This is a genomic window from Streptococcus sp. AS14 (genome assembly GCF_000286495.1).
Taxonomy (GTDB): domain Bacteria; phylum Bacillota; class Bacilli; order Lactobacillales; family Streptococcaceae; genus Streptococcus; species Streptococcus sanguinis_P.
Window position 1 is genome coordinate 306,278 of record NZ_ALKI01000018.1, and the last position, 23,295, is coordinate 329,572.

Annotated in this window: 21 protein-coding genes; 2 read left to right on the top strand and 19 right to left on the bottom strand. The window is 43.4% G+C overall.

Annotated elements, in window-relative coordinates; translation table 11 throughout:
• Positions 1-49 precede the first annotated feature (49 nt).
• Together HMPREF1150_RS00605 and HMPREF1150_RS00600 are read left to right on the top strand one after the other, a co-directional pair.
• The gene (locus tag HMPREF1150_RS00605) at positions 50-1,030 is read left to right on the top strand and encodes a Gfo/Idh/MocA family protein (protein ID WP_009660402.1); all 981 of its coding nucleotides are present in this window, start codon (positions 50-52) and stop codon (positions 1,028-1,030) included.
• Positions 1,020-2,111, top strand: a complete 1,092-nt coding sequence (locus HMPREF1150_RS00600; RefSeq protein WP_032905771.1) for a DEAD/DEAH box helicase — start codon at positions 1,020-1,022, stop codon at positions 2,109-2,111. The genes HMPREF1150_RS00605 and HMPREF1150_RS00600 overlap by 11 nt, the downstream gene beginning before the upstream one ends.
• 92 nt (positions 2,112-2,203) lie before the next feature.
• On the opposite strand, the gene HMPREF1150_RS00595 is transcribed toward HMPREF1150_RS00600, so the two are convergent.
• The 19 genes from HMPREF1150_RS00595 to HMPREF1150_RS0111360 all read right to left on the bottom strand — a co-directional run bounded on the left by HMPREF1150_RS00595 (position 2,204) and on the right by HMPREF1150_RS0111360 (position 23,293).
• Positions 2,204-3,601 carry a polysaccharide deacetylase family protein gene (locus HMPREF1150_RS00595; protein WP_009660425.1) on the bottom strand — a complete coding sequence of 466 codons (1,398 nt, stop codon included), beginning with the start codon at positions 3,599-3,601 and terminating at the stop codon, positions 2,204-2,206.
• Positions 3,602-3,662: 61 nt separating this feature from the next.
• Positions 3,663-4,049: a VOC family protein gene (locus tag HMPREF1150_RS00590; protein WP_002895748.1), complete on the bottom strand. Its 387-nt coding sequence runs from the start codon at positions 4,047-4,049 to the stop codon at positions 3,663-3,665.
• Between the two features lie 160 nt (positions 4,050-4,209).
• Positions 4,210-5,601 carry a cell wall metabolism sensor histidine kinase WalK gene (locus HMPREF1150_RS00585; protein ID WP_002904314.1) on the bottom strand — a complete coding sequence of 464 codons (1,392 nt, stop codon included), beginning with the start codon at positions 5,599-5,601 and terminating at the stop codon, positions 4,210-4,212.
• Complete coding sequence (locus HMPREF1150_RS00580) at positions 5,591-6,265, bottom strand: response regulator transcription factor (RefSeq protein ID WP_002897753.1); 675 nt, start codon at positions 6,263-6,265, stop codon at positions 5,591-5,593. Before HMPREF1150_RS00580 ends, HMPREF1150_RS00585 begins: the two co-directional genes overlap by 11 nt.
• A gap of 104 nt (positions 6,266-6,369) precedes the next feature.
• On the bottom strand, positions 6,370-6,852 hold the full coding sequence (locus HMPREF1150_RS00575; RefSeq protein ID WP_002909956.1) for a hypothetical protein: 483 nt from the start codon (positions 6,850-6,852) through the stop codon (positions 6,370-6,372).
• Between the two features lie 180 nt (positions 6,853-7,032).
• Positions 7,033-7,848: an SDR family oxidoreductase gene (locus tag HMPREF1150_RS00570; RefSeq protein ID WP_032905773.1), complete on the bottom strand. Its 816-nt coding sequence runs from the start codon at positions 7,846-7,848 to the stop codon at positions 7,033-7,035.
• 3 nt (positions 7,849-7,851) lie between these two features.
• Positions 7,852-8,178, bottom strand: coding sequence for a multidrug efflux SMR transporter (locus HMPREF1150_RS0111355; RefSeq protein WP_002904310.1), 327 nt, complete (start codon positions 8,176-8,178; stop codon positions 7,852-7,854).
• A 55-nt stretch (positions 8,179-8,233) separates the two neighbouring features.
• Positions 8,234-8,518 (bottom strand): helix-turn-helix domain-containing protein, encoded by a 285-nt coding sequence (locus HMPREF1150_RS00565; RefSeq protein ID WP_002904309.1) that lies wholly within the window; start codon positions 8,516-8,518, stop codon positions 8,234-8,236.
• Between the two features lie 267 nt (positions 8,519-8,785).
• Positions 8,786-12,988 (bottom strand): GbpC/Spa domain-containing protein, encoded by a 4,203-nt coding sequence (locus HMPREF1150_RS00560; RefSeq protein ID WP_032905775.1) that lies wholly within the window; start codon positions 12,986-12,988, stop codon positions 8,786-8,788.
• A gap of 151 nt (positions 12,989-13,139) precedes the next feature.
• Complete coding sequence (locus tag HMPREF1150_RS00555; RefSeq protein ID WP_009660451.1) at positions 13,140-15,680, bottom strand: M1 family metallopeptidase; 2,541 nt, start codon at positions 15,678-15,680, stop codon at positions 13,140-13,142.
• Positions 15,681-15,832: 152 nt separating this feature from the next.
• Positions 15,833-16,486: a phosphate signaling complex protein PhoU gene (gene phoU, locus HMPREF1150_RS00550; RefSeq protein ID WP_009660310.1), complete on the bottom strand. Its 654-nt coding sequence runs from the start codon at positions 16,484-16,486 to the stop codon at positions 15,833-15,835.
• A 14-nt stretch (positions 16,487-16,500) separates the two neighbouring features.
• Complete coding sequence (pstB, locus tag HMPREF1150_RS00545) at positions 16,501-17,259, bottom strand: phosphate ABC transporter ATP-binding protein PstB (protein WP_009660526.1); 759 nt, start codon at positions 17,257-17,259, stop codon at positions 16,501-16,503.
• A 75-nt stretch (positions 17,260-17,334) separates the two neighbouring features.
• Positions 17,335-18,138: a phosphate ABC transporter ATP-binding protein PstB gene (gene pstB / locus HMPREF1150_RS00540; protein WP_002900574.1), complete on the bottom strand. Its 804-nt coding sequence runs from the start codon at positions 18,136-18,138 to the stop codon at positions 17,335-17,337.
• A 10-nt stretch (positions 18,139-18,148) separates the two neighbouring features.
• Positions 18,149-19,033, bottom strand: a complete 885-nt coding sequence (pstA, locus tag HMPREF1150_RS00535; protein ID WP_002895770.1) for a phosphate ABC transporter permease PstA — start codon at positions 19,031-19,033, stop codon at positions 18,149-18,151.
• Positions 19,023-19,940: a phosphate ABC transporter permease subunit PstC gene (gene pstC, locus HMPREF1150_RS00530; protein ID WP_002895771.1), complete on the bottom strand. Its 918-nt coding sequence runs from the start codon at positions 19,938-19,940 to the stop codon at positions 19,023-19,025. The genes pstA and pstC overlap by 11 nt, the downstream gene beginning before the upstream one ends.
• A complete protein-coding gene (locus HMPREF1150_RS00525; RefSeq protein WP_009660503.1) occupies positions 19,937-20,818 on the bottom strand; it encodes a phosphate ABC transporter substrate-binding protein PstS family protein in 882 nt (293 codons plus the stop codon). Before HMPREF1150_RS00525 ends, pstC begins: the two co-directional genes overlap by 4 nt.
• Before the next feature lie 131 nt (positions 20,819-20,949).
• Positions 20,950-22,254, bottom strand: a complete 1,305-nt coding sequence (locus HMPREF1150_RS00520; protein ID WP_009660456.1) for an RsmF rRNA methyltransferase first C-terminal domain-containing protein — start codon at positions 22,252-22,254, stop codon at positions 20,950-20,952.
• On the bottom strand, positions 22,255-23,025 hold the full coding sequence (locus tag HMPREF1150_RS00515; RefSeq protein WP_009660381.1) for an inositol monophosphatase family protein: 771 nt from the start codon (positions 23,023-23,025) through the stop codon (positions 22,255-22,257).
• The gene (locus tag HMPREF1150_RS0111360) at positions 23,015-23,293 is read right to left on the bottom strand and encodes a UPF0223 family protein (RefSeq protein ID WP_032905777.1); all 279 of its coding nucleotides are present in this window, start codon (positions 23,291-23,293) and stop codon (positions 23,015-23,017) included. The genes HMPREF1150_RS00515 and HMPREF1150_RS0111360 overlap by 11 nt, the downstream gene beginning before the upstream one ends.
• Positions 23,294-23,295 lie beyond the last annotated feature (2 nt).

A 23,295-nucleotide genomic window follows, 5' to 3' on the forward strand; every position in this document is an offset into this window, starting at 1 on the left:
GCTAAAATAAAAAAAGTACATTCTTAAAAATAGAAAAAAGGAGGTTTTTATGTTCAAACTTGGAATTATCGGAACAGGTTCTATTTCTCATGAGTTCATCAAGGCCGCTCACTCAACAGGCGACTATCAGCTGGCAGCTGTCTACTCTCGGACTCTGGCTTCTGCTGAGCGCTTTGTGCAAAACTATGAAAATACAGCCGTCTATACTGAAATGCTGGACTTTCTGTCGTCTGATCTTGATGTTGTTTATATCGCTAGTCCCAACAGTCTGCATTTCAAGCATGCCAAGGTAGCTATTCTGGCTCGTAAACATGTTATTGTTGAAAAGCCAGCGGTTTCTCGTCCCAAAGAATGGCGGGAATTGGTCAAGCTGGCTAACGAGCATCAAGTCTATCTCTTTGAAGCTGCTCGCAACTATCATGAGCAGACCTTTGATACGATTAGTGATTTCCTTAAGGACAAGACTGTCTTAGGAGCTAACTTTACCTACGCCAAGTATTCTTCAAAAATGCAAGCTCTGCTAGCGGGAGAGCAGCCCAATGTTTTCTCAGCTAAGTTTTCCGGCGGCGCTTTGATGGACTTGGGAGTCTATCCTGTCTATGTAGCTATCAGACTTTTCGGCCATCCGCGCTTCGCTCGCTACAGCGCCCAGCAGCTAGCTAATACGATTGATTTAAATGGATCCGGCTGTCTTATCTATCCAAATTTTCAAGTTCAGATTCAGGCCGGTAAAAATATAAACAGCAATCTGCCTGCGGAAATTTACACGGATCAAGGAACTCTGACTTTAGACGGAATTGAATTTATCAGCTCTGCTATTTTCCAAAGTCTGGACGGTCAAGAGGAGGTACTGCCTATCAAGCGTGCCTCCCATACCATGCTGGAGGAAGCTCAGGCTTTCGCGCGAGTGCTCAAGGGCGGACAGGATGCGGTTTATGAGAAATGGTTGAATGCGGCTACGGCTGTTCACGAAAGCTTATTTGCCATGCGCAAGGACGCTGGCATTAGATTTGAGGTTGATGATGATTAAGGAACAATTTCCCCCGAGCTGGCAAAATCAGCTGGCTCAGCTAGGCTTTGAAGATTTGACGGCTATTCAAGAGAAGATGTTTGATTCTGTTTCTGCAGGCGATACGGTGCTGGGAATCAGTCCGACTGGTACTGGTAAAACTCTGGCCTATCTCTTTCCCAGTCTGCTCAAACTGACACCTAAAAAAGCCCAACAACTCTTGATTTTAGCTCCTAATACTGAGCTGGCTGGACAAATCTTTGAGGTCTGCAAGACTTGGGCGGAGCCTTTAGGGCTGACAGCCCAGCTCCTGCTCTCCGGTTCCAGTCAGAAGCGACAAATCGAGCGCCTTAAGAAAGGTCCAGAAATTATCATCGGAACGCCTGGACGGATTTTTGAGTTGGCCAAGCTCAAGAAAATCAAGATGATGAATGTCGAAACCATTATTTTGGATGAATTTGACCAGCTGCTCAGCGATTCTCAGTATCACTTTGTTGATAAAATCACCCACTATGCGCCTCGTGACCACCAGCTGGTATATATGAGCGCCACCGCTAAGTTCGACCACGACAAGATTGCTGAAAATACTCTAGAAATCAGCATTGCCGACCAAGTTTTGGATAACATCCAGCATTTTTACATGCAAGTCGAAAAACGTGATAAAGTGGAGTTGCTGCGTAAGTTATCCAATGTTGAAGATTTCCGCGGACTGGTCTTTTTCAACGCTCTGTCAGACCTAGGCAGTGCTGAGGAAAAACTCCAATATCATGAAGCCAATGCCGTTTCTCTTGCCAGCGATGTCAACGTTAAGTTCCGCAAGGTGATTTTGGATAAGTTCAAAGAGCATCAGATTACTCTCCTGCTAGCCACTGACCTAGTTGCTCGCGGCATTGATATTGACTCCCTAGAATGCGTCGTCAATTATGAGCTTCCGCGCGATTTAGAAACCTATACCCACCGCTCTGGACGAACCGGCCGCATGGGCAAGGAAGGCTACGTGATTACCTTCATCAGCCATACAGAAGAGCTGAAAACATTGAAAAAATACGCCACCGTCCGAGAAATTGTATTAAAAAATCAAGAGCTTTATGTAACGAGTTAAGCTAAAAAAGCTTTGGAAATCTCATGTTTCCAAAGCTTTTTGCTTTTACTCATTGCCAACAAGAATTTCAAAAAACTAACCCCAAGACCGTCTTAGTCTCTGCCGTAATAAATACGATGCGGCTCTAGCTGGCCTTCCAGCAGCTCATCGACCGTTACCAAAGTATAGCCGTTACTCTTCAGATACTCGAGAACACTTGGCAGAGCGTCAATACTGGTCTGGTGAATATCATGCATGAGGATAATCGAGCCTGGCTGGGTTTTGGCAATCTCTTGCATAATGGCTTTAGTATTGCGTGTCTTCCAGTCTAGACTGTCTACATTCCACATGATAAAGGACTGGTCAACCGAATTTTGAATTGTAGCATTAATAGCTCCATAAGGAGGCCGCGTAATCGTTGGCTTGATGCCTATGACATTGTTAATAGCGGTCTGGGTATCAAGGATTTCTTTTTGGGCTGACTCCAGAGGTAGTTTGGTTAAGACTGGATGGTCCCATGTATGAATCCCAATCTGATGACCTTCATTGTGCACGCGCTTGACAATCGCTTCATTACCAGCAATGTTTTGCCCAACCATAAAGAAGGTCGCCTTGGCACCGTATTTCTTTAGGATATCCAGAGCCTGCGGTGTTGTCTTAGGATCTGGACCGTCATCAAAGGTCAGAGCAACCATTTTCACATGCTTCTTAGCCTCGAAACTCTGATAAGCTGCCAAGTCATCTCCAGTCAGATAGTCCGCATTGATCTGGTCATAGAAGCTAGACAAAGGAACGTCAATGCTAGTTAAGCCTTGCACTTCCTTACTCAGCTTAATAGAAAAATGGCTGTACTCATAACGGAAGGACAACTGACCCAACTCCGTTCCATTGAGGGTGTTGAGAATTTCCGTCTGCACCGCCTCATCGGCCTGTCTAAAGGTCAGCTGGCTGGATATTTCGTTGATGAAGATTTCCTTAGCTGCATCAGGATCCTGAAAGAGCTTATCCAGAGTGAAAGGGCTGCCGTCTGCACCAAGGTAGCTGTCAGCAACTTCCCGCTCTTCTCCTTTACTGATTTTCATCTCTTTGACATGATAGTCCTTGCGATGCACCAGTACTTCTTTGACATCCTTCAGGCTCGTTTCTTTTTCCTCAGCATAGTAGAAGGTCAATTCCTCAATCTTATCGCCCTTCTTCTGATTATCCTTAATCGTCTGGCTATCTGCGTCCATCTGCTCCTTGACGCTTGCCATAACCTGACCATCTAGCAGAGGATAAAAGGCCTCTACATAGTGGCTGCCAATCATCTTGCTCTGCTTTTCAGTATTTTCAGCGTGGAAGGTCTCTTCTTGGGCAATCAGCACACTAACTTTCTCTTGCAGTTCCTTTTCTTGGAAAATAGCATAAATCTTTACAGCACCCAGAAATAAAGCAGCAATAAAAGCTAAACCTAGCAAGCTGAGAACAATGAGTGTTTTCTTACCGTGTTTCTTGTTATTTTGTCTTTTCATACACCTGTCCTAAATGAATAAAATTCATCATTTATCTTGCAAAATTAACTGCAGCTAGATGTTAGAGACTCTTCTCACGAATGACTTCCACCTTGTAGCCATCAGGATCTTTTACAAAATAATAATTAGGCGGGTTGCCAGGAAGACCTTTTGGATCTGTCACTTCATAGCCTTTGGCCTTGTGCTCAGCGTGCAGACCTTCCAAGTCTGGCGTGCTAAGTGCCACATGAGCAAAACCGTCCCCAATCACATAAGGACCATGGTCATAGTTATAGGTCAGTTCAAGCTCATAATCATCACCTTCCAAACCTAGATAAACGATAGTAAACTGATAATCTGGAAAATCCTTGCGACGAAGCTCCTTAAAACCAAAAGCCTCTGCATAAAAAGCAATAGACGCTTCCAAATTCTCCACACGCAAACAAGTATGTAACATTTTTGATGCCATAATTTCACCTCATTCTTTCTTGTTTATTATTATACCCTATTTTAGGCAAAACTTATATTAAATTTTTAAAAAAGTAAATAGGTACCAGATAAAAAGCAAGCCAATAAGGCCTGCTAAGAATTGTTTTTCAAAAAATTTATCAATGAAAATCACTCTCCTGCTATTTAACAGAACGCTTTTTCGTTTCCTTCAATAGCAGTTTAACTTCAAAGACCGTACCTTTTGGTTTGTTGTCCTTGACATAAATAGAGCCCTTGAAAGCATCGACAATCTGCTTGGCCAGAGAAAGCCCCAGACCAAAGCCACCTTTCTGACGGGTCCGAGCCTTGTCCACCCGATAAAAGCGATCAAAAATCTTCTTCTTATCTTCATCGCTGATACCAGGACCATTGTCCGCCACTCGGAAAATAAGGTAACGATCTGTCGAAGTAGCCATGACACTGATTACACCATCATCATCTGTATACTTGATAGCATTATCAAATAGAATAGTCATCAGTTGTTTGAGAAAAATTTGATCGGTCACAATAGGGTGCTTGATCATATTTTCTGAATGAAAGGCTTTTTTATTCTCCCTTGCGATAATACAGTAATTAGCAAAGGTCGTATCAAAAAATTCTGGTTCAACTTCACCATATTGAGGCTTGATGCCATCATCGCGACGGGCCAGGTTGAGCAGATTGGTTGTCAGCAAGCGCATATTCCGTACTTCATCCAAGCTAGAAGCAATATTTTCACTGCTCTGCATAATTGTAGCTTCAGGCTTACGAAAGAGCGTCTCTAAGCGGCTCTGCAATACTGCCAGAGGAGTCCGTAGTTCGTGACTGGCATTTTCCACGAAAGCCTTCTGCTTCTGGATACTTTCCAGCAGAGGCTTGACACTCATCCGAGCCAGATAAATACTGGCAATCAGGGAAATTCCCCAAAAGCTGACCATGACCATGGCAATCAACTGCTCATGCTTGCTGCTGGTCTGCTCAAGCTGGCTGATACTAGTCATGACCACAGCATACTTGATATCAGGATACTCATTTTTAGGATCAATATCAAAGAGATAAGCCCGATAGCTTTCTGTCTGACCAAAGCTATTACCAATCACAATTTCCTTGATTTGATTTAGATAGGACTTGTTAAACTCTAATGAATTAAAGTCCAGAAAACCATCGCTCTTGCTGGTGGAAATATTTTTATAATCATCATCCAAAAGCAGGGCAAAAGTATTAGAGCTGACATTTGGCGTAGTTAGATTGTTAGGCTTAGGCTCTTCATCTGAATCACCATCTGGCTCTTTACTGCTTTTAGGACTTTTAGAATTGACCTTATTACTCGGATCAGACTGCTGACCTGTCGTCCGATAGGCCAAATCAGCTACTGAACTAGGATCATTACTCAGGTTTTTCAGATTTTCATCAACTGACGTATAAAGGCTGGAGCGCATAACCTGAATAATAATCAAGGTCATGGCTGAGAAGATTAATGTAAACAACCCAAAATAGCGAATGAAATAAGAGAAATCATCCGCATAAAAGGTCTTCTTGATTTTATTCAGCATCTTTTAAAATGTAGCCGACACTACGAAGAGTATGTAGGTTTTTCGCAAATGCCGTTCCTTTCAGTTTTTTACGAATCTTTGAAACGTACACTTCGACAACGGAAACAGTGGTATCACTGTCAAAGCCCCACAGACGGTCAAAAATTTGAGTCTTAGGCAAGATTACATTTTGATTTTGCAGGAAATAAACCAAGAGGTCGAACTCTTTACCAAGCAACTCTACGTCTTTACCAGCCTTCGTGGTTGAATTTGTAGATAGGTTGACAGTTACATCACCATAAGAAAGAGTATTCTCGTTGAATTTACCAGCGCGTTTCAAGAGCGCTTGGATCCGCATTTTCAGTTCTTCCAAATAGAAAGGTTTTGTCAGATAGTCGTCAGCTCCGAGCTCAAAGCCATGTCCTTTGTCATCCAAGCTTTCCTTAGCAGTCATGATGAGGACAGGGGTTGTGACTCCTTTTGCTCGGAGATCTTTCAGCACTTGGAAACCATCCTTTTCAGGTAACATGAGATCCAGCAAGATGAGGTCATAAACACCGCTTTCTGCTTCATATAGACCTTCTTCGCCATCAAAAACCTGCATTACATCTGCAAAATCATCCAAAAAATCAAAAACTGAGTTTGACAGTCCAAGGTCATCTTCTACCAATAGAATTTTAATCATTTTTCTTTCCTCCAATAAAACTTTCCAAGATTATGTCTTTTGGTTTTTGTTTTATTTGCTATTCTTATTATATCATGACTTGGGTCAAAATCAGTAAGTTTTTTCTACGACTGCGACGTTTTATTTTCTTTTGTCGACTTATTATTGTTCTTGTCCGATTGTTCATTTGTGTTCGTTGAAGACTTTTTCTTGTTTTTCTTCCCGTTGTCATTTTGCTGAGCAGAAGAATTCTTGCTCTTGTCATTGTCAGACTGCTGGCCGTCTTGAGGCGGCATGCCTTGGTCTTGACCGCTTTGTCCTGGTCCACCATCCTGCGGCGGCATTCCATTACCTGGTCCACCATTTTGACCATTCTGACCAACTTGTGGCGGCATTCCATTTCCTGCATCCTGGCCATTCTGACCCTGCTCCGGTGCTCCAGGCATAGTAGCTGGCTGTTGAATAGCTGATTGCTGATTGTTTGTACCGTGAATAGCTGTCGCAAGACCATAACCGCCCAGAAGTCCGACTGCTAGAGCACCACCCGTCGCAACCGTCAGCCACCATTTAGTGCTTTTTTCTACAACAATCATTTTTTCCATATCCATTTAATATGTTCCTTCTTTCTTTTGTAAATTTTTCTATCTGTTTCTATCAAACAAGAAGCTAATGCAGCTTACAAGTCATCCCATACACATCCTTTCACTTGAATAGCATTATCATATAAATTTTTACTTAAACAGGACTGAATTTTTTCTTAAAAAAGGCTGAAAGATAAGGAAAATGGTTTATGAAAAGTGCTTTTTCAATATACAGCTATATTTATCTAATAAAAGAAAATCAGCTAATCTTGAAGACAGAAGATTGAGTTTAGCAAATAAAGATGCCCCCCGCCCCATCAGGATGACTCTTTGATGAGACTTAATACCTTTTAGCAAAGCTAGGCAAACCTCGTCTGTAGTTGAAATCTTAATCCCCATCTCTTTCCAAACAGGATGGTAAGGCTTTTCTGAGGGTGTATCCGCAGCATTGGGACAAAAATAGGTTAAATACACCTTTTTCCGCTCCTGTTTTAATTCGCGATTCATTGATTCAATAAAAGAAAAAATCCCTGCGCGACTAGCCACATCTACGCTATAGTAAGGGAAAGCGAGCCGCCCATCTGCAAAACCGCCAGAATGCACAATTGTAGCACCTTTTTCATTTGCTAATAAGGGCAGAAAAATCTTGCTAATCAGAATGGCGCCAGATAAATTGATTAACAGTGTCTGCTCTATGTCCTCAAAGGAATGCGCTGACAAAGACTTTCTTACATCAAAACCAGTTGCATTGATAACAATATCTATACATTCCGACCACTCTTGTATCTCTGATACTACATTTTTTAGAGACTCTTCACTTGTAATATCCACTGAGCTTATTGGAATAAAAGACGAAAATTCTTGCACAAACATCGTTAACTTATCTATATCTCTTCCTAAGAGAAATAACCTAGCACCCGCTTGATGAAAAGCCCGTGTATAGACTCTTCCCAAACTACCACTTGCACCAATAATTACAACCTTTTTATTTTTAAAATAATTATCAAACATATAATTCTCCATTCTCTAGTGAGTCTTTTGTGATAAGTTCAATAAAACAAGTCCGACAATAACTAGACTTATCCCTAAAAGGCTTACAGCTGTTACTTTTTCGTGCCAAAGCAGAATAGATAATATCGTTGTCCCTACTAGACCTATTCCAGACCAAATGGCGTAAGCTAGATTTAACTGAATGCCCTTTAAAGATAGAGATAAAAAGAAAAAGCACAAGCCATAAAACATCAAAGCAAGGCAACCGAAAAATAGTTTCGAAAAACCTTGAGATAGTTTTAAAAGACTTGTGGCGGCAATTTCAAATAGAATTGCGAGAGATAAATAAAAATAGTAAAACATTGTTTTCCTCCTAATATTCTAAATAACTAAAAAGTTAGCAGGAAAATCAATAGAACTATCCGAGAGATGAAACAAAGCAAGTCCAAAGTGTACAGGCATTTGTCAAAATCATTGATTTTATGCTCGAATCTTTGGAGATAGATAAAGCTTTTCGACCACATAGCTCATCTAATGAAATCTGGTAAAAATCGGCTAGACGAATAAGACTTGCACTATCTAGAATCGTCTTATTATTTTCCCAGTTCGAGATGGTCTGCCGAGTCGTTCCTAGTGATTCTGCAATCTGAGCTTGACTATAGCCTTTTTGCTCCCGTATAAACTTCAATTGTTTTCCTAACATTATCTTTTCCTCCTCATCATACTTATTTTTTAGTTGTTTGGCTAGATGAAATTCTTTAACATTACTGATTATTGTAGGTAAAAATTCTTTGACATGCCTATTATAACACGATTTACATTCATCTTAAAATACTTGCCTATCTAAAACACTTGATACATCTATCAAACATTTGCCCCAAAAATTCTCAGTAAAAAAGACTGCGACAAAATTGTCTCAGTCTAAATTTATCATGTTCAAAAGCGCTGGATGCAGGAGCTGCTTATTTTTTTATGAGTGTTTCTTAGAAAGACGGAAGCCGGCTGAAGCTAGCAAGGCCGCAAAGCCAAAATAAGTGAGAAGAGAGCTCGAACTGCTTCCAGTTTTAGGCAATTGACCTTGACTGGTTTGGTAGCTGACAGATAGCTGCATGTTGCTTGGTTGCTTGCTTTCAGATCTTGGATGCTGCCAAGTCTGGTTTGAAAGAGGCTCAAATTTTTGCGCTGTTTGAACAGTAATCTCTGCAGGAGGTGTCGAAACACTAACCTGATTGGATTCTATCCAGTATTGATTATTAATCAGCAAGCTGAAATGATTGGTATAGGTTCTGCCTGGATACAAGAGTCGACCGACTGCTGCTGGAGCTAGCGTCTCGGTCGCAGTATTCAAGTCAGCATTGTAGCCTTCAAGCAGACCTGATGCAGCAACAAAAGTCAAGACTCTGGTGCTCGGGTCATAAGAAACTTCATAACCAGGACTTTTCGCTCTAGTCGCTTCTAGATCCAATTCAAAACCTTCTGGCAGACGATCTTCCAATACGAAAGAGTGAATTGGCAAGCGATAAGCAGGCAAAGCATCCGTTACCAGATTAAGGACAGCAAAACTTCCCTGACTAACCTCTTGTTGATGAATATTCTTCTTGGACTCATCCTCCAACTCTTCTCTGACTTTTAACTGGATAAAGAGCTGGTTATAGTGATAAGTTTGAGTCGGCGCTTGCGGACGGCTTGGCAAAGCTTGATAGCTAGGTTCAGCCGGCTTTTGGGGAAGCTCCTTATAGTTTGGTTTGTCAGGCTCCTCTATCAGAGGCAGGTCACTTTCTCTGACAGGTGCCTGGGGTTCAGGCTGAAGAACTGGTTCTTGAGGAAGCTGTGGTTCCTGCAGATAGCTTGGCTCCTGAGGCAGCTCCTCTAAAGCAATTTCTTCTTCATAAACAGGCGGTTTCGGAGCCTCACCCGTGCTTACTTCAGGATCTTTTTGAGGTTTTTCTGGTTCCTTCAAATAAGTTGGGAGCTGAGGTGCCTGTGGCAGTGGATCTTCGACCGGTGCTTGCGGAAGACTCAGCAAGGGCTGCTCCTTCTCATAGGTTGGCTCTTCAACTGTAGTCGGCTCTGTCAATAGAGAAGGGGAGCTAGGTTCTTCTGGCACTTCCTGATAAACTGGCTTTTGAGGTTGAAGCGGCTCAGGCAGATAAATTGGCTCTTGCGGCAGACTTTCCAAATCTCTTTCCGGTAGGACTGCTGGCTCCTCAGGCCGATTTGGAAGAGGAAGAGGTTGAGTTTCTGTCGGCTGTTTAGGAAGTTCTTGATAGGTCGGCTGAACTGGCTCTTCTGGCAAAGGTTGATAGACTGGCTGACTCGGAAGAGGCTGCAAGGCCTTGACTTCCTCATAAGCCGGTTCCTGAGGTTGAGCAACTTCTGTCGGAGCAACAGGCTTGATTGGAACACCTTTGGCTTTAATATCTGAGTTAAATACAAACCAAGCAGAACCCCGATTTCGTGAACCAATATCAAAGGAAATGACATCTCCCTGTGCCTTACCTACGATAGCGCCATACCAGTTATAAGGACTGTTCGGCGAGTCCCATTTGTTATACTCAAAGCGAGAGCCTTCCCGCTCAAAGTTAATAGAAATATCAGCGTGAACACTAGTATCTGGGTGAACATTAATGGCAGAGCCTGTAATAGGAATATATTCACCATTAAAATTCTTAATGTACTCAATTGCAACTTTGTTCGTATTTAAAGATGAGAAGCTGACAAGCGAGCCTGTCATATCAAGCCTTTCTCCTGCCTCATCGAAAAACTCAGCTTGAACATTGACCCGAGAATGGCCATAAAAATCCAAGGTCCAGACAGTCAAGGTCGGATCCTTAACTAAGAAAACTGGAAGCTTATCCTGACTCTTAGATGATTCTTTCAGAGTATAAGTGTAGACAACTTTAGCAATTTTCTTACCTTGAATACTGGAATTTTTGATATTGGTATAAGTAGCTACCAGAGGCACATCTTTTTGTAAAATGACTTTAGTCTGATGTTCTTTCCCTTTTAAAACACTGGTCAAAGCAGTTATTCCTGATTGATCCATTCTCCAAGAACGAACCTCATCAGTCAGCTCATCATTGGTATAGGTTCTAATAGAGGGATCAAGCGTCAAGACAGCCTGGGGCTCAGATTTGAAAACAAAAGGCTGGCTTTCAACCTTACTAAGATAGCCTTCTTCATTTTTCTTCGCTTCAGCTTCCTGCAACTCTCTCTCAAAAGTTACAAGAGCTGCATCATACTTAGTTTTGGCTGTATCATAGGCAGCTTTTGCCTTCTTATATTCTTCCAATAGCTTATCATAGTCAGCTTTCAAGCGGGTATTTTTTCCCTTAATGCTTGCATTTTCCTGCTCAATCACCGCGTTCTGTGCTGCAATAGAAGCAAGGTTTGCCTCATAATCTTCTTTTAGTCTTTGATTTTCTGCTTCAATCCTTGCAAGATTTGCTTGGTAAGTCGCTAAGTCCGCCTGATAAGCAGCTAGTTTATTCTTGTTTTCCGTCTCAATCCGAACAGTCGACTCCTGGTAGGTAAGCAAGGCTTTCTCATATGCTTCCCGACTTTTCTGGTTGCTTTCAGTGATTCGAGCCACATCCTGCTCATATTGGGCTAATTGCCTTTTATAAAGCTCTTGTTTTTCCTGATTTTGCTGACGAATCTGGGCTTTTTCAGCTTCAATGGCAGCATTACGGGCTGTTACTTCTGCTTTTTCTGTCTCATAGGCAGTTTGGCGCTTCTTATTTTCAGCTTGGACACGCTCAAGTTCAGCTTGATAGGCAGTCAAAGCTGCTTGATGATCTCTCGCTTTGGCATCATTGGCCGCCTCGATTTCAGAGCGATTCTTTTGATAAGCAGCTAATTTGCTCTCATAGTCTTTCTCTGTCGCTTGATTTTTTTGACGAATCTCAGCCAATCGCTCTTGATAAGCTGCTAAATCAGCCTGATACTGCTCCTTTAAGGCTGCATTTTTCTTCTGAACAGCTAGATTTTGGGCCTCAATCTCTTTGTTCTGCTCTTGGATTTTAGCCAAGGTTGTCTCATAAGATTGTTTTGCTGCTTGATTGGCTCTTTGAATGCGTTCTACTTCCTGTTGGTAAGCCCTTAAATCTGACTGATACTGTTGCTCTAGCTCAGCATTGTCTTTCTGAACCCGAGCCAATTCTTTCTCATAGTCAGCCATGGCTGCTTGATAAACAGCTTCTTTTTCTGCCTTAACCTGAGCCAGTCTGGAAACTTCAGCTTCATACTGCTTGACTGCTTCCTGATAGGCTTTTTCAGCTGCCTGATTTCGTTCTGCAATGGCTGCATTTTCAGCTTGGGCAGCTTTATTTTGAGCTGAGACCTGAGCAAGCCTTTCTTCATAGCGACGCTTTGCTTCAGCATTCTTCTCTCGAGTAACTTTCAGCTCTGTAGCATAGCTCTCCATAGCAGTTTGGTAGGCAGCTTTCGCGTGAGCATTTTCCTGTAAAATCCGTGAACGCTCCTCTTGATAAGCTGCTAAAGCTGCTTGATAGGAGGCTTCTTTCTCTTGATTGATTTTTACTATACGGCTCAATTCTGCCTGATAAGCCGTCCGTTTCTGCTCATAGTCTGCCTCTAGCTGAGTATTTTCAGCCTGAATGCGACTGGACTCTTGTTCATAGGAAGCCAGAGCCTTGTCATATTGGTCTTTCAGGGCTTGATTGGCAGACTCTTTCTGACTGAGCTCTTTCTCATAGGTCTTCAACTGTTCTTGATAAGCTGCTGTGTTTTCACGTATTTCCTTGATTTGAGTCGCATAATCCGCTAGCGCTGTCTCCCGTTTACTCGCAGCTTCTTCTGGATTTCTAGCTGTTCCTAAATCAACAGTCGGCTCCTGCTTTATCTGAATTCCTGCTTTCTCGGCCTCAGCCAAAGCCTGATCCATTTCCGAATGGGAAACCTCCAAAGGGAGCTTGTCTTGCCCTACTGGCTCTGACTGAGCAGGGGCAGCAGTTGGCTGGGGTGCTTCGGTTGGCGAAAGAGCTGCTTCAGAAAGGGCAGACTGGTCTGCTGCTGAAGATACCTTCTCCTCTGCTTGAACTGATCCGGCCGCTACCATCAAAGCCGCACCCAAAACAGCTCCGCACAAGCCCTTAGAAAGGGGGCTCTTGCGGAAGCCATAGACTATTTTCTTTTCCATTATAAACTCCATTTCTCCTTTAAACAGTTGCCTGTTTATTTTACATACTTTTCTATTTTATCAAAGCAAAGGCATATAAGCAATGTTTAAATACTCAAAATGATAAAGAAAAAGCCTGAAATAGATAATATCTCAGGCTTTCTAGTCATTTTAATCAAATCTATCAGATTGCAGCTCGAATTGCTTTTTCCACTGCTTCTTTCTCACGCTTCACCAATTCAACACGCGCAGCGATTTCTTTGATTCCCATGCTGATGTTTCGGCTAATCGCCATATCGTCCAACTGCGGTTCAAAGAAGTCTTTGTACTCTGCTAATCTCTTCTCTGTCTTGAAGACCACTGCCGGGCTAATGACAAAGCTATCAAAGCTCATGTCGCCACCTAACGCTGCCTTGATCCAGTCCCAATTCTCACGCGCCCAAGTCCACACTGCTTCTTGAGTAAAATCACGGCTGAGGAATCGAGCATACCAAGCTGACAAATCCTGCGGTTTCACAGTAAATTTGTCCTTCCAAGTCGCTAAAAGTTCATCCAAGGTTTCCTGGTTCTTCGTATAAGAAAGGGCTGTAGAAAGAGCATTTTTGAAGCTTCCGTCATTTGAAGCGACATATAGGTCCAGATAAAGCTTAGTCAGCTCCTTGCTTTCATGATGCTTGATTTGGTTGACCAATACCTGCAAGCGAATAGCGGCAGGGAGTTTTTCCAAATTATCACGATAGCGTTCAAAAATCTGGCTAGCTTGAGCTCTAGCTGTCTCATCGTCCGCCTTAATCATATTACCCACAATGAGCTGACGAACCATCTCATCCTCATCGCTTTCACCTTCCTGTTTTTCAAAACCAAGACGGTCGAAATTGCTTTGACTAAGTACTTTCAGCAGGGCTTTGTAATCTTCTTCAGTCTGACTGCCTTCATCCACAAAGCGATTCAAGCCTTCCAGCACTTGGGAAACAGCTGAAACTACCATATAAGAAGTTTCGTTTGCCAGCTTGCTGATGACTGGCAGCAGGTCCGCATAGGAAATCATACCTGACTCTGCCAGAAGTCGACGCTCCTGCACGATTTGCAGTTTACTGATATTGTCCAAAGAACTGAGATTATTCAGAAGAGCATCCAGCAACTCACCTTGATAATCGGTGATATAGTGGGCAGTATTTTCTGTATTAAGACGCAGGGCTCCTTCATTTTGCGCTGCCAAGGCTGCATAATTAGGAATTTCCAGTCTTTCTGTCGTCAGAGTATCAGGAAGTCCTTGCCAGTTGCTATTGAGCGGTACTGGCCAGAGACGGCCCTTGTCTTCGTGCTCTCCAATGAAGAACTGCTTCTGGGTCAAAATCAAGCAGTCATTTTCAACCTTAGTAGTGACAACTGGATAACCCGGTTGTTCCAACCAAGCATCCATAAAGGAAGCTACATCACGGCCAGAAGCTTGAGAAAGAGCATCCCAGAGGTCACGACCGATGGTATTGCCATACTGATGCTTCTCAAAGTAAGCGCCTAGCCCCTTACGAAAGGCATCGTCTCCCAGCCAACGGCGCAGCATGTGCATAAGACGGCTCCCCTTGGCATAGACAATCGCTCCATCAAAAAGAGTATTGATTTCATCAGGATGCTTGACCTCTACATGGACCGACTGAACGCCATCTGTCGCGTCACGCTTGAGGGCATAAGGAGCTCCACTGGTCTGAAAATCTTCAAAAATCTTCCAGCTAGGCTCAATCGCATCAACTGAGACATACTCCATCATATTGGCAAAGCTTTCATTGAGCCAAAGGTCATCCCACCACTTCATGGTCACTAGATTTCCGAACCATTGGTGAGCTAGTTCATGTGCAACAACCAAGGCAACTGTCTGGCGGCTTAAGGCTGTTGAATTTTCATCCACCAGCAGATAAATTTCCCGATAGGTCACCAAGCCCCAGTTTTCCATAGCCCCCGCAGAAAAGTCTGGCAGGGCCACATGAAGTGACTGAGGAATAGGATACTTGACTCCGTAGTATTCTTCGTAAAATTCAATACAGCGAACCGCAATGTCCAAAGCAAACTCTAGATTGCTGGCTGGGTGGGCCTTGGTCGCATAGACTCCTACCAAGGTTCCATTCTTGGTTTTAGCAGTAATTCCTTGCATATCACCAGCAGCAAAAGCCAAGAGATAGGAAGACATACGTGGAGTCGTTTCAAACTTCCAAACGCCAGTTGTTTTGCGGTTTTCAACATCAATTTCCGGCATATTAGACAGGGCCAACTCACCCTCTGCTTGGTCAAATTTCAAAGCCAAATCAAAAGTTGCCTTAGCCTCTGGCTCATCCACACTCGGAAAGGCTTCGCGGGCAAAGTGACTCTCAAACTGCGTAGAGATAATCTCTTTTTTCACACCATCAACCGTGTAGTAAGATGGGTAAATCCCCGTCATATTGTCCGTAATCTGACCAGTATAAGTTATTGTCACCACTACAGCCCCAGCTGCTTCCAGCTCGATATAAAGAGCTTCATTGTCCTTATCAAGAGTGAAAGGACGAGCTTGGCCAGCCACCTCTACAGCTTCAACTGTTAAATCTTTTTGATGTAGGGAAATCTTACTCGTCTTAGCTTCCCCAGTAATGGTCACCTTGCCTGAAAAAGTCTTGTCGGCACGATTCAGTTCCAAAAAGAGATCATAGTGCTCAGGAACAAATGTTTCAATAAAATGTTTAACTGCTTGCATCAGCTTCTCCTCATCTAGCAAACAACGAAGCAAGATTACTCTGCTATCCTTATCCGCTTATAATCTGTTATTATTGTATCATATTTATAAGATTTCGTTGCAGAATAAATGCAAATGAAAAAGACAGGGGAATAACCTGTCTTCTTTTATCATCACAACTCAATAATTTTACCTGTTTCAAAGTAAACAACCCATTCACAGATATTCTTGGCATAGTCGCCGATTCGTTCCAAGTAAGAGATAACTTGGAAGTAGTCGCGGCCAGTCACAATCAGATCTGGATTTTGTTTGATTTCCTCAGTAGCTAGATCGCGAATATCATCAAAGTATTGATTGATTTTCTCATCTAGAGCTGCAACTGCATAGGCTTGGTCTACATTTCCATTGAGGTAGACGTTCAGAGTTTCTTCGACGAAATTCTTAACATCGCGCCCCATCTTGCTGATGGCATCTTCTACGGACTCAATGCGAACTTCTCCCTTCATCCGAACAGTAGCTTTGGCGATAGATACGGCGTGGTCACCCATGCGTTCCAAATCACTGCTGGCTTTCAACACGGTAATAACGGTCCGCAAATCCTGAGACACAGGCTGCTGCAGGGCTATGATTTCTAGAGATTTCTTCTCCAGTTTCACCTCGTATTCATTGACTTCAGCATCGTCTTCAATGACCTGACGAGCCAGTTCACGGTCATGCGTGACAAAGGCACGAACCGTTCGGTTAATCTGCGATAGTACTTCGTTTCCCATCGCGTAGAATTGATTATGAAGTTTTTCTAAATCTTCTTCAAATTGTACTCTAAGCATAAGATTCCTTTCTGTTATCCGAATTTACCAGTAATGTAGTCTTCGGTCTCTTTGTGGGCTGGATTAAGGAACATCTTCTTGGTTTCATTAAATTCAATCAAGTCTCCACCAAGGAAGAAGCCGGTCTTTTCAGAAATCCGAGATGCCTGCTGCATGGAGCGAGTGACCAAAAGCATGGTATATTTGTCTTTCAGACTGTAGAGAGTTTCCTCGATTTTCCCAGCTGAGATTGGATCCAAGGCTGATGTCGGCTCGTCCAAGAGAATGATCTTAGGACTAGTAGCTAGCACGCGAGCCACACAAACCCGTTGCTGCTGACCACCGGAAAGACCGATAGCGGAATCATGCAGACGGTCCTTGACCTCGTCCCAGATAGAAGCACCAATAAGGGAGCGCTCTACTGCTTCGTCCAAAACTGCCTTGTCCTTGACACCATTAATCCGAAGTCCATAGACCACATTTTCATAGATGGTCATAGGGAAAGGATTGGGCTGCTGGAAAACCATGCCGATTTCCTTGCGAAGCTCTACCGTATCTGTCCTCGGACCATAGATATTGTGACTGTTATAAATGACCGTTCCTGTAGTCGTTACTTCTGGATTCAGATCGCCCATTCGGTTGATAGCCTTGAGCAAGGTTGACTTACCTGAGCCTGACGGTCCAATCAAAGCCGTAATCTCATTTGGCATGAAATCAAGTGAAACGCTATTAAGGGCTTTCTTTTTATTATAATAAACCGACAAGTCCTTGACTTGCAAAATAGGTTCTGTCATACGTTTTTCCTTCATTTTATTTTACATTCAACCAAAGACCAAGCTTGTTGAATCGTGATGAATACGGATAGCTGCTTAACCAAAGTGACCTGAAACATAGTCATTAGTGGACTGAAGTTTGGCATTTTGGAAAATATTGGCCGTCTTATCGTACTCAATCAAGTCGCCCAGATAGAAGAATCCAGTGTAATCACTAGCACGGGCAGCCTGCTGCATATTGTGGGTCACAATGATGATGGTATAGTTATTCTTAAGTTCGAACATGGTTTCTTCCAGCTGCATGGTCGCAATCGGATCCAAGGCTGACGCTGGCTCATCCATGAGCAAGATGTTTGGCTTGACCGAGATAGCACGGGCAATGCAGAGCCGCTGCTGCTGACCACCAGAGAGTGTCAGGGCTGACTTGTGCAAATCATCTTTGACCTGTTCCCAAAGAGCTGCTTGCTTAAGTGAGGTCTCCACAATCTCATCCAAAACCTTTCTATCTCTGACACCAGCCCGTTCATGAGCAAAGGTAATATTTCGATAGATGGACTTGGCAAAAGGATTTGGTCGTTGGAAAACCATGCCGATATGCTTACGCATTTCATAAACATTGATTTCAGGGCGGTTGACATCAATCCCCTCATAGAGAATCTCTCCAGTCACATTGGCAATATCAATGGTATCGTTCATGCGGTTGAGGCTGCGAAGATAGGTTGATTTACCTGATCCAGAGGGGCCAATCAAAGCAGTGATTTTGTTTTTTTCAAACTGCATATCAATGCCCTTGATGGATTCCTTTTTACCGTAGTAAACATGCAAATCCTTGGTCGACAGGGCTACCTTTTCTTCAGGAAAAGTAATGATATGTTTTTCATTCCAATTATATTCTGTCATTTCTTCTCCTTTAAGCAGAGGTTAATTTCTTATGCAGATAGCTGCCCAGTTTGCGGGCTCCCAGATTAAAAATCAAAATGAAGATTAGGAGAACCGCTGCTGAACCTGCAGAAACAGCCGTTCCATCAGGAATTGTTCCCTCGCTGTTGACCTTCCAGATATGGACGGCCAAGGTCTCAGCCTGACGGAAGATAGAGATAGGGCTGGTGACGCTGAAAATATTCCAGTTGGACCAGTCAAGAGCCGGCGCTGACTGACCTGCTGTATAAATCAAGGCCGCTGCTTCACCAAAGATACGACCGGAAGCCAGTACAATCCCTGTCACAATACTAGGCAAAGCTTCTGGGATGACCACATGCAGGACCGTTTCCCAGCGGGAAATTCCCAAGGCCAAACCAGCTTCACGTTGGGTGTGGTGGACATGGCGAAGGCTATCTTCGACGTTCCGCGTCATCTGTGGCAGATTGAAGACAGTCAGGGCCAAGGCACCAGAAATGATTGAGAAACCATACTCAAACTGGACAACAAAAATCAAATAACCAAAGAGCCCAACTACTACCGAAGGCAGTGAAGACAGAATTTCAATACAGGTACGGACAAAGTTGGTCACTGGACCTTTCTTAGCATACTCTGACAGATAAACCCCAGCCCCCATAGAAAGAGGCACAGAGATAATCAAAGTAATCACCAGCAGGAAGAAGGAATTGTATAGCTGAATCCCAATACCACCGCCAGCTTGGTAAGAAGAGGATTTCCCTGTCAAGAAAGACCAGGAAACATGCGGCAATCCTCTAACTAAGATATAGAGGATGAGAGAGGCAAGGATGGCAACAATGATACTCGCTATTGTGTAGAGAACACCAGTCGCCAATTTATCTAATTTCTTAGCGTGCATAGTTTTTCTTACCTCTTTCTTTTGTAATTAGTTTAATCACACTATTAAAGGCTAAGCTCATCATCAAGAGCACCAGAGCCAGAGACCAGAGAACGTTATTATCCACTGTTCCCATAACGGTATTTCCGATTCCCATGGTCAAGACAGAGGTCAGTGTAGCTGCTGGTGTTGTCAAAGAGGTTGGAATCACCGCAGAGTTACCAACGACCATCTGGATAGCTAGGGCTTCACCGAAGGCACGCGCCATTCCAAAGACCACAGCTGTAAAAATACCTGAGCGAGCAGCCTTGAGTGTTACCCGCCAAATAGTCTGCCAGCGCGTTGCGCCCATAGCCAGACTTGCTTCACGGTAGTGGCGTGGCACAGCACGCAGACTGTCCGTCGTCATAAAGGTTACTGTTGGCAAAATCATGACAAAGAGCACAAAAATACCAGACAAAATCCCAAAACCCGTACCGCCAAAGACTGTACGGACAAAAGGTACTACGATTTGCAGACCGATAAATCCATAAACAACAGATGGAATACCAACTAAAAGTTCAATAGCCGGTTGCAGTATCTTTGCTCCTTTTGGAGAAACTTCTGTCATAAAGACAGCTGCACCAATCGCAAAGGGAGTTGCTATCAGGGCTGACAAAATGGTAACGATAAAGGAGCCTAAAATCATTGGCAGGGCACCGAATTCCTTACCAGAAGGATTCCAGACGCCACCAAAAAGAAAATCAAAAACATTAACGCCGTTGACAAAGAAAGTAGATAGACCTTTCTGAGCAACGAAAATTAGAATCATAGCCACAATCACCACAATCAGTGACAGACAGGCAAAAGTCAGATAGCGGCCAAACTTCTCCAAGCGAGAATTTTTAGAAGGCGATAACAACTTTTTGGTTAATTCCTCATTTTTCATTTTGAATCTCCTTCTATTGCTGTGACATTCCCATCAGCATCCTTGCTGACTTTCATATCGTTGATTGAGATATAGCCCATGCTGGTAACTACCCCTTTTTGAACATCGTCTGACAGCATGTATTCAAGAAACTCAGCAGCCAGACCAGTCGGCTTGCCCAGTGTATACATATGCTCATAAGACCAGAGCGACCAATTATTGGTAGCAACATTTTCTGCTGTTGGCTCATAGTTATTGAGTTTCAAGGTTTTTACAGACTCGTCAACATAGGCAAAGGCTAGGTAAGAAATCGCACCAGGAGTTTGCGAAACGATATTTTTGACCATACCGTTGGAATCCTGTTCCTGACTCTGCACAGCTGATTTCCCATCCATGATGACACTGTCAAAGGTTGCGCGGGACCCAGAGCTAGCCGCACGATTGATAATTGAAATCTCCAAGTCCTTACCGCCCAGCTCTTTCCAGTTGGTGATTTCACCAGTGAAAATTTTCTGCAGCTGCTCGGACGTTAGATTATCCACATCAACTTCTTTATTGACAATCACAGCAATACCGGCCACAGCGACCTTATGGTCCACCAAGTCAGACGCTTTGATTCCTTCCTTCTCTTCAGCGAAAACATCAGAGTTCCCGATTTCAACAGCTCCTGACTGCACTTGAGACAGACCTGTACCAGATCCCCCCCCTTGTACATTAACCGTTTTACCGATATTGTTAGAGCCAAAGTCATCAGCTGCCGCTTCAACTAAAGGCTGCAAAGCAGTTGACCCTACTGCTGTCATAGATTCACCACGGTCAATCCATGATGAACAAGCTGATAAGGTGAGTCCTAAGCCCAGAACTGTCAGCGCTAAAGCAAATTTTTTCAATTTGTTCAAAAGATTTCTCCTTTAATAAAATCAAGAGGATGGGAAGTATCTTTAGTATTTCTTACTTAGCAGAAAGAAGCTTTTTTTCAATACATTCACATCTTCAACTATATCATATAATACCAGCTTTTCCCAATATTTTATCTAAATCTCAGGCCTTTTGGAAAATAATTTTTCAGGGTTTTTCCAGTAACTTTTGCAAAGCCCAGACCGTTCCCGCCAAGGACCAGCTGGTACCAGCCGTTCGGCTGCGGTTCTGCCAGTTCAATCGTCTCTCCTGCTGCATATTTCGTGAAGTCCTGTTCATTGATTTCAACCTGCTTCAAAACCTCGCTTGGCTTCATAGCCAAGCCTAGGGCAAAGCTAGGCTCAAAGCGATTCTTCTTAAACGTTCCTAGATGCAGGCCGTTACGAGCAATCTTTAGCTTGGATAAGTCTGGCAGTCCAGCAGGCAACAAATAAAGATTGTCCCCAAAGGTCTGCAGTTCTCCAGTCAAGACCGTTTTTAGATGCTTGCTCTCAAAGTCCTGCCATAGCTTTCTTTGCTCACTCGTCAAGCGATTCTTAGCTGATTTAATCTTCTTACTATTATTCTCACCAGTAAAACGAAAGTGGGCTGCAAACTGACCTTCACCTTTGAAGCGATGCGGATACATCCGAGCCGTCTCAGGAAAGCCAATTCCTTCAGTCATCCCGTTTATCTTAGGAATATCAATCAGTTCAAGAGGGAATTCTTCCAGTAACCAAGCAACGATGTCTTCATTTTCTTCAGGAGCCCACGTACAGGTCGAATAAACTAAGCGACCGTCCTTGGCAAGCATGCTCATAGCAGCTGTTAAAATCTCTCTCTGGAGCTGGGCGCATTGGGCAGGATAATCCGGAGTCCAATACTGAGTAGCATCCGGCTGCTTGCGAAACATACCCTCGCCCGAACAAGGGGCATCCAGCACAATCAAATCAAAATATCCTTCGAAAACCTGAGCCAACCGCTCAGCAGATTCATTGGTAACAAGCACATTTCTAGCACCAAAGCGCTCAATGTTCTCCACTAAGATTTTAGAGCGTTTACTATTGATTTCATTGGAGACAAGCAGGCCCGTATTATCTAAAAAAGATAAAAGATGAGTTGACTTGCCACCTGGTGCTGCCGCCAAATCTAAGACTTTCATCTCCTTAGATGGCGCTGCTATCTGAGCCACCATCTGAGCTGCTGGCTCCTGCGAATAAACCAGACCAGTCACATGCTCAGCAGACTTTCCAGACACCTTGCCATAAAAGCCCCAGTTTGTCTGAGGAATGGCATCTGAGAAATTCTGCTGGCCTTCTTTTAAAGGATTGCTGCGAAAGGCCGAAATCGGCTCCTCGTCAAAAGTCGCAAAAAAGTCCGCCGCTTCTGCACCTAAAATCTGCTCATATTTTTCTTTAAAACCTTTAGGAAAGTCCATCTACTGCTTCCCCTTTTCTAAATAAGGCTTCAGAGCCGATAGTTTGCACTTAGGCACCATCATGACAGGCTGCCGAGTCTGGAAATTTAGCTGACTGCCATCCAAGGTCTGCACGATAAAGCCTAGCTTCTCCGCCATAATCGAAGCCGCCGCATAATCCCAAGGCCAGTTGTAGGAAAAATAAGCCAAGAGACCGCCAGACAGCACCTTGCTAAAGCTAATCCCAGCACTGCCATAAACCCGAACCCCTAAACACTCCCGAGCCAAGTCTGCCAAGCCCCAATCATTGGCTTGCAGCATACCGGCATTAGAAGCCATGAGAAAATCTTGAAAAGGTCGATCCTCAAAAGCAGGAAGTTTCCGGTCATTACAATAGACGTCAAAGTCACCGCCACCATGATAGAGCTGATCTCTGGTCACGTCATAAATCAGGCCAAAACGGCCAATGCCCTCTTCAAAATAGGCAATCATAACGGCAAAATCAGCCTTCTGAGTGATAAAGTTGGTGGTTCCGTCAATCGGATCAATCACCCAGACATTACCATCAGTAATATTATGTCGGAGTCCATTTTCCTCCGCTAAAATAGCATCCTGCGGATAGCGGGCTAGAATCTTCGCCACCAAATCATCCTGAACCTTCCGGTCCATCTGGGTGACCAAGTCAGTGGCACTGGTCTTTTGACTCACATCCAAATCATCATAGAGATGTTCTCTCAAAAAAGCACCAGCTTGGTAGATGATTTCTTTAGCAAAATGAAATTTATTTTCCAAGAGAAATGCTTCCTTTACCTTTACTTTTTGCCTCTTGAACAGCACGATAAAGCGAATAACCGCTGACGTTTTCAAACTCACGGCCGATTCGCTTCTCTTGGCCCTTGCTAGGAACAACTTGCTTGAAAGCCGCATAGGACTTCAAGAGCTTTTCCGCTTGGAGTTTCTGCTCATAAGCTGCTTCTACATCATTAAAAAAAGAGAGCACCGAAGCAAGCTCTTCAGTGCTCCACGATAAATCTAGTGGGTAACTATAATTTTTGTTCATCT

Bases quoted from the DNA above. Each gene is read 5' to 3' on its own strand.
- HMPREF1150_RS00565 (WP_002904309.1), bottom strand. From the start codon at position 8,518: ATGTTAGGAAAACAATTGAAGTTTATACGGGAGCAAAAAGGCTATAGT.
- HMPREF1150_RS00580 (WP_002897753.1), bottom strand. From the start codon at position 6,265: ATGATTAAAATTCTATTGGTAGAAGATGACCTTGGACTGTCAAACTCA.
- HMPREF1150_RS00595 (WP_009660425.1), bottom strand. From the start codon at position 3,601: ATGAAAAGACAAAATAACAAGAAACACGGTAAGAAAACACTCATTGTT.
- phoU (WP_009660310.1), bottom strand. From the start codon at position 16,486: ATGCTTAGAGTACAATTTGAAGAAGATTTAGAAAAACTTCATAATCAA.
- HMPREF1150_RS00555 (WP_009660451.1), bottom strand. From the start codon at position 15,680: ATGCAAGCAGTTAAACATTTTATTGAAACATTTGTTCCTGAGCACTAT.
- HMPREF1150_RS0111355 (WP_002904310.1), bottom strand. From the start codon at position 8,178: ATGTTTTACTATTTTTATTTATCTCTCGCAATTCTATTTGAAATTGCC.
- pstA (WP_002895770.1), bottom strand. From the start codon at position 19,033: ATGCACGCTAAGAAATTAGATAAATTGGCGACTGGTGTTCTCTACACA.
- HMPREF1150_RS00520 (WP_009660456.1), bottom strand. From the start codon at position 22,254: ATGGACTTTCCTAAAGGTTTTAAAGAAAAATATGAGCAGATTTTAGGT.
- HMPREF1150_RS00560 (WP_032905775.1), bottom strand. From the start codon at position 12,988: ATGGAGTTTATAATGGAAAAGAAAATAGTCTATGGCTTCCGCAAGAGC.
- HMPREF1150_RS00600 (WP_032905771.1), top strand. From the start codon at position 1,020: ATGATGATTAAGGAACAATTTCCCCCGAGCTGGCAAAATCAGCTGGCT.
- HMPREF1150_RS00590 (WP_002895748.1), bottom strand. From the start codon at position 4,049: ATGGCATCAAAAATGTTACATACTTGTTTGCGTGTGGAGAATTTGGAA.
- HMPREF1150_RS00575 (WP_002909956.1), bottom strand. From the start codon at position 6,852: ATGGATATGGAAAAAATGATTGTTGTAGAAAAAAGCACTAAATGGTGG.
- HMPREF1150_RS0111360 (WP_032905777.1), bottom strand. From the start codon at position 23,293: ATGAACAAAAATTATAGTTACCCACTAGATTTATCGTGGAGCACTGAA.
- HMPREF1150_RS00570 (WP_032905773.1), bottom strand. From the start codon at position 7,848: ATGGAGAATTATATGTTTGATAATTATTTTAAAAATAAAAAGGTTGTA.
- pstB (WP_009660526.1), bottom strand. From the start codon at position 17,259: ATGACAGAACCTATTTTGCAAGTCAAGGACTTGTCGGTTTATTATAAT.
- pstC (WP_002895771.1), bottom strand. From the start codon at position 19,940: ATGAAAAATGAGGAATTAACCAAAAAGTTGTTATCGCCTTCTAAAAAT.
- HMPREF1150_RS00585 (WP_002904314.1), bottom strand. From the start codon at position 5,601: ATGCTGAATAAAATCAAGAAGACCTTTTATGCGGATGATTTCTCTTAT.
- pstB (WP_002900574.1), bottom strand. From the start codon at position 18,138: ATGACAGAATATAATTGGAATGAAAAACATATCATTACTTTTCCTGAA.
- HMPREF1150_RS00605 (WP_009660402.1), top strand. From the start codon at position 50: ATGTTCAAACTTGGAATTATCGGAACAGGTTCTATTTCTCATGAGTTC.